This window comes from Fulvivirga lutimaris, from assembly GCF_009711525.1.
GTDB lineage: Bacteria > Bacteroidota > Bacteroidia > Cytophagales > Cyclobacteriaceae > Fulvivirga > Fulvivirga lutimaris.
Map to the genome: position 1 here is coordinate 1 of NZ_SMLV01000202.1, position 5,224 is coordinate 5,224.

Genomic DNA, 5,224 nt, shown 5'->3' on the forward strand with positions numbered 1-5,224 from the left:
AAGAGAATAACTTTTGTAGATATTGACGGGGATGGGGATTTAGACATATTTGCGGGAGAGAATAATGCGATCAATGCCTATTCAGCAAACTATGCCGTTGTTTCCTTTTGGGAAAATACTGGAACTCAGTTTACACAAAGAACTGGAACTGCTAATCCACTATTCAATGTATTAAGAAATGATGCTGCTTCCTTAAGCTATGATATTAGCAAAGCCTTTCCTGACTTTGTCGATATTGACGATGATGGAGATGAAGATCTCTTTATAGGAGATGCCACTGGCAATTTAAGATTTTTTAGAAATGAAGGAACATCTGATACTCCTTCGTTTCCTGCTGAAATCACAGGAGCAAACAATCCGCTTGATGGAATTAACACAACGACAAATGCATCCCCAGAATTTGCTGACTTAGACAATGATGGTGATTTTGATTTAATTTTAGCAACTGGAACTTATGATAGATTAAGGTTTTTTGAAAATATAGGGTCTGCTTCGTCTCCTTTATTTCAGGAGAGGCTCAGGTCTTTCAATCCACTTAGTAGAATAAACATTGGTACTAATGACATTGCCCCGTCAACTGTAGATTTAGATGGTGACGGTTTTCTTGATATAGTTATAGGGAGTAAATATGAACAGACGCTCTTTTATTTTGAGAATAACAGGAATGGTACTTTTAGCGAGAAAGTTGGAGTAGATAATCCATTTGAGAACTTAGTTACTGCAAATAGAGAAAGACCTGATCCTTCCTTTGCTGACATTGATGGTGATGGTGATCAAGATTTGTTTCTTACTGTTGAGTATTTTAGCGGCCCTTCAGAAGCTAGAGTTGAATTTTATAGAAACACTGGTGGAGCTTTTGTAAACGAAGCAAGTCCAATAACAAATAGTCAAAACTACCGAGTATTTTCAACGACAGTTGATGACTTTGATAAAGATGGAGATTTTGATGCTATAATTGGAGGACAGGAAGTTGATTATTACAACGCAAGTTTATTATTCTTGCGAAACGATGGCAACAATACTTCAGCTTCTTTCACGACTGTAAATCCGGTAGGGAATCCTCCTATTAACAGTTTCAACCTAACTGACGGCTCATACTTAAAACCAGTTATGGTTGATCTGGATCATGATGGAGATACGGACTTGGTTAGTGGAATTGAGTTTGGTACAAGCTCCGGGCAATTACTCTTTCACAGAAACAGTTTTGGTAATTTGTTTCTTCAAGCAGCTGGTGCTAATCCATTTAATGGAATAGATATAGGCAGCGGCTCTCATCCAGCATTTATTGATATTGATAATGATGGTGATTTAGACGTGCTTGTTGGGGAAGGTTATGGAGATATAACGCTTATTGAAAACCAAAACTTAGCACCTACGGTTGTTGCAACATCTCCCTCCTCTCCTTTTGTAGAAGGAGGCTCTTCTGTCAGACTTGATGCGGCTTTAAGCTTAACAGATGATGCTCCCGGTGAAGGAGACCTAATTACTGGGGCTCGTATAAGAATTACTAACTACACTCCGGGAGAAGATATATTAACATTTACTCCATCAACAAACCCTGATGCCAATATTAGTGGCTCGTTTGTAACAACTGGTCTTGATGCAGGTACACTCATTCTCACAGGGGTAGATACAATTAAAAACTATGAACCTGTCTTACAATCCATTAGATATCGCAATACGAGTGTAAGTCCGAATACCACACCAAGACAGATTCAATTTGAAGTAAGGGACTGGGACAATACAAATCCAACAGCAGCTCAAGTTACTGTTAATATTACTTCCGTTAACAGTGCGCCAACGCTTACTGTTTCCTCAACATCCAACCCTGTGTATACTGAGGGTGACACTCCTGGAGAACTAGTTGACCCTAATTTGATTCTTGGAGATATTGACGATATAGATCTTGAAAGTGCTACAGTAAGTATCACAGTAGGCTTTTTAGCCTCAGAAGATGTGTTAGAATTCACTGATCAAAATGGAATTGCAGGAAGTTACGATGCTTCAACAGGAATTTTAACACTAAGCGGAACTTCATCTTTGGCAAATTACCAAACAGCGCTGAGATCAGTTCGATATTCAAATACGTCTGAAGCACCAGACAACACGCCCAGAACAATATCATTTGTAGTAAATGACGGCACTGACAATAGTGGAACTGGCACTAAAGATGTTCAAGTTGTACCAGTTAATGATGCACCTGTAATTTCAAGCAGCAACACTACCGCGCTTAATTATGAGCAAAATACAACCGCAATAGTAGTAGATGATTTAATTGACATTGTAGATGTTGATGATATGCAACTCGTAAGTGCTAGTGTGGTAATTAATGGTTTTGTTAACGGAGATATTTTGAACTACACGGATCAAAATGGCATAACAGGTACATACGATTCAAATACAGGTATTCTGGATTTAACTGGAACTGCAGACTTATCAATATATGCTACAGCACTGAGCTCTATAACTTTTGAATCCAGCAATGGAGATGGGTCAAGATCAATAGACTTTGTTGTGAATGATGGAAGTGACAATAGTGCTGTTCACACCAAAAATGTGATCATTATCAGCGAAACAATCCCTCAACCTCCTGTTGTTAATACCACCCCTGCAACCACACAAGAAGGCAGCAGGCTTACGATTGACTTGTGTAATATAATTTCTGACCCGGATAATACATTTGATGAATTAACAATTACGGTTATCAGCATTTCATCTGGTGCAATAACAACGATTGATGGCTGTGATCTTGTTATAGATTATGAAGGACTCAATTTTTCTGGAACTGACTCCATTGTATTAAGTGCTACTGACCCTGATGGAAACACAGATCAGAATACTTTAACAATAACAGTTGAAGAAGATGTTAACGGAGGCAACCTTTTAATCTACAATGCCATTTCTCCGAACGGTGATGGCGCCAATGACTGGTGGGAGATTGTTAATCTTACAACCCCAAACAAAATTGAGTTATACAATCGATGGGGCGATTTGGTGAAGACATTAGAGAATTATGAGAACATAGAAAACAATAGTCAGCTTGATGATTTACCTGTCGGTAACTATTTCTATAAAATATCTTCACCCCAAGGTGAATACACTGGATACATAACCATAAAAAAATAACATGAAAAGACTTATACCCTTCTGCTTGTTTTGGTTAGCTACTTCTGCTGCATTTGCACAGCAAGACCCTTTGTATTCACAATACTTAAATAACCCGATAGTATTGAACCCGGCCTATGCTGGTATTAACAATGTATTCAGTGCTTCATTAGCATATCGTACCCAATGGACAGGGCTGGACGGTGCACCAAAGACTGCCTTAGTATCTGCCAATTCATCATTTTTTGACAATAAAGTTGGTGGCGGACTTACAATTATTAACGACAGGATTGGGTCAGTTACAAACACACAGATCAATATTTCTGGAGCCTATAAAATTGAGTTCGGTGATAATACATTCTCTTTCGGGATGCAAACAGGTATTAACACCTACAAAGAAAATAATGACGAGTTAGACATTAGAGACCCTAACGATGCCCTGTTTTCGAGTAATCAAAACTTCACCAAGGTAAATATAGGGGCAGGAGCCATTCTCAAGGGGCCTCAATACTTTATCGGATTATCGGTGCCAAGACTTATTAATAGCACCGAAAGCATTGATAATATTGAAACTCAGATCTACTCAAGGCATTACTATCTCGGACTTGGCTATGTGTTTCTACTAAATAACAGTCTCGCGTTAAAAACAGCAACACTTGTCAAGGCCCTTGCCGATGCTCCGGCATCCATTGACTTAAGTGCCTCGCTCCTATTTCTTGATAGATTTAATGCTGGCCTAATGAGTAGAAACCTAGAAACCTACGGACTTGTTTTCGGGATGTTATTAAAAGAAAATCTTCGATTTGGCTACACTTTCGAAGTTCCAACTAACCAATCCGTTGGGAGCCAGTTTACTAGTCATGAACTTACCTTGACGCTTGATTTAGAACTTTTAGATGGTCATTTTATAAAAGAACGCTACTTCTAACCTACTTTTATTCAATATCATCAGAATATTTGCGCTGATAAATAAAATAATATTTATTCTTGTTCGAACATTAACAACTAATCCCGTGTTTGAATTTGAGTAGATGAAAGTAGCTGTATATAGAAAGGAGCATTTTAATGCCGCCCACCGTTTGTATAACCCTGACTGGGATGATGAAACAAATCAAAAAGTCTTTGGCAAGTGTAATAATCCTAATTACCACGGACATAATTACGATCTTGAAGTAAGACTCATTGGCGAGGTAGATGAACGTACTGGCTATGTCTACGATATGAAAAAATTAAGTACCTTGATAAAGGAAAAAGTGCTAAAGCAATTTGACCATAAAAACCTTAATCTGGATACCAAGTATTTTAAAAATTTAAACCCAACAGCCGAAAATATTGCCGTGGTGATATTCAACATATTAAGAAGCGAAATAGATGAGGCCATTGATTTAAAAATCAGATTGTATGAAACAGAAAGAAATTTTGTTGAATATCCAGCATAACTTTGATGATCAGGACATGGATGATGATCATGTAGCCACTTCATTTGACACTCCTCTCAGAGATGATGCATTTGAAATGCCTGATGATGAGAAGGTAAAGAAGATAGAAAGTCACTTTACAGAAATAATGAATATTCTGGGGTTAGATTTAACGGATGATTCATTAAAAGGCACACCTCATAGAGTGGCCAAAATGTACGTAAAGGAAGTTTTTAGCGGATTGAATCCTGCCAATAAACCTAAGGCCCGCCTATTTGAGAATAAATATAAGTATGATCAAATGTTGGTAGAGAAGGACATCACTTTCTATTCTCATTGTGAGCATCATTTCGTTCCTATTTATGGCAAAGCGCATGTAGCATACATTTCAAGTGGTGAGGTTATAGGATTATCTAAAATCAACAGGATAGTCCAGTACTACTCAAGAAGGCCACAAGTTCAGGAGCGCCTTACTGTTCAGATAGCCAAGGAGTTACAAAAAGTATTAAAGACTGAGCATGTGGGAGTAGTAATAGACGCTACTCACATGTGCGTAGCTTCCAGAGGTGTTGGTGATACTAACAGCAAGACTGGAACTGCTTATTTTGGCGGTAAGTTCGAGGAAGATCAGGCTAAAAATGAATTTCTTAACTATATAAATAGCAAATAAAAACTGTTATTTAAAACATATACCAAAAGGC

4 protein-coding genes are annotated in these 5,224 nt (G+C 37.9%); all 4 read left to right on the forward strand.

Going from position 1 to position 5,224, the window contains the following annotated elements:
* The coding region (locus tag E1140_RS01990; protein WP_155178492.1) for an FG-GAP-like repeat-containing protein at positions 1–3,126 on the forward strand (3,126 nt) is incomplete at its 5' end.
* Between the two features lies 1 nt (position 3,127).
* Positions 3,128–4,033, forward strand: coding sequence for a PorP/SprF family type IX secretion system membrane protein (locus E1140_RS01995; RefSeq protein WP_155178494.1), 906 nt, complete (start codon positions 3,128–3,130; stop codon positions 4,031–4,033).
* Between the two features lie 103 nt (positions 4,034–4,136).
* Entirely contained in the window at positions 4,137–4,544 is a 408-nt protein-coding gene (locus tag E1140_RS02000) for a 6-pyruvoyl trahydropterin synthase family protein (protein ID WP_155178496.1), read from the forward strand.
* A complete protein-coding gene (gene folE / locus E1140_RS02005) occupies positions 4,507–5,193 on the forward strand; it encodes a GTP cyclohydrolase I FolE (RefSeq protein WP_155178498.1) in 687 nt (228 codons plus the stop codon). The genes E1140_RS02000 and folE overlap by 38 nt, the downstream gene beginning before the upstream one ends.
* Positions 5,194–5,224 lie beyond the last annotated feature (31 nt).

Bases quoted from the DNA above. Each gene is read 5' to 3' on its own strand.
- E1140_RS01995 (WP_155178494.1), top strand. From the start codon at position 3,128: ATGAAAAGACTTATACCCTTCTGCTTGTTTTGGTTAGCTACTTCTGCT.
- E1140_RS02000 (WP_155178496.1), top strand. From the start codon at position 4,137: ATGAAAGTAGCTGTATATAGAAAGGAGCATTTTAATGCCGCCCACCGT.
- folE (WP_155178498.1), top strand. From the start codon at position 4,507: ATGAAACAGAAAGAAATTTTGTTGAATATCCAGCATAACTTTGATGAT.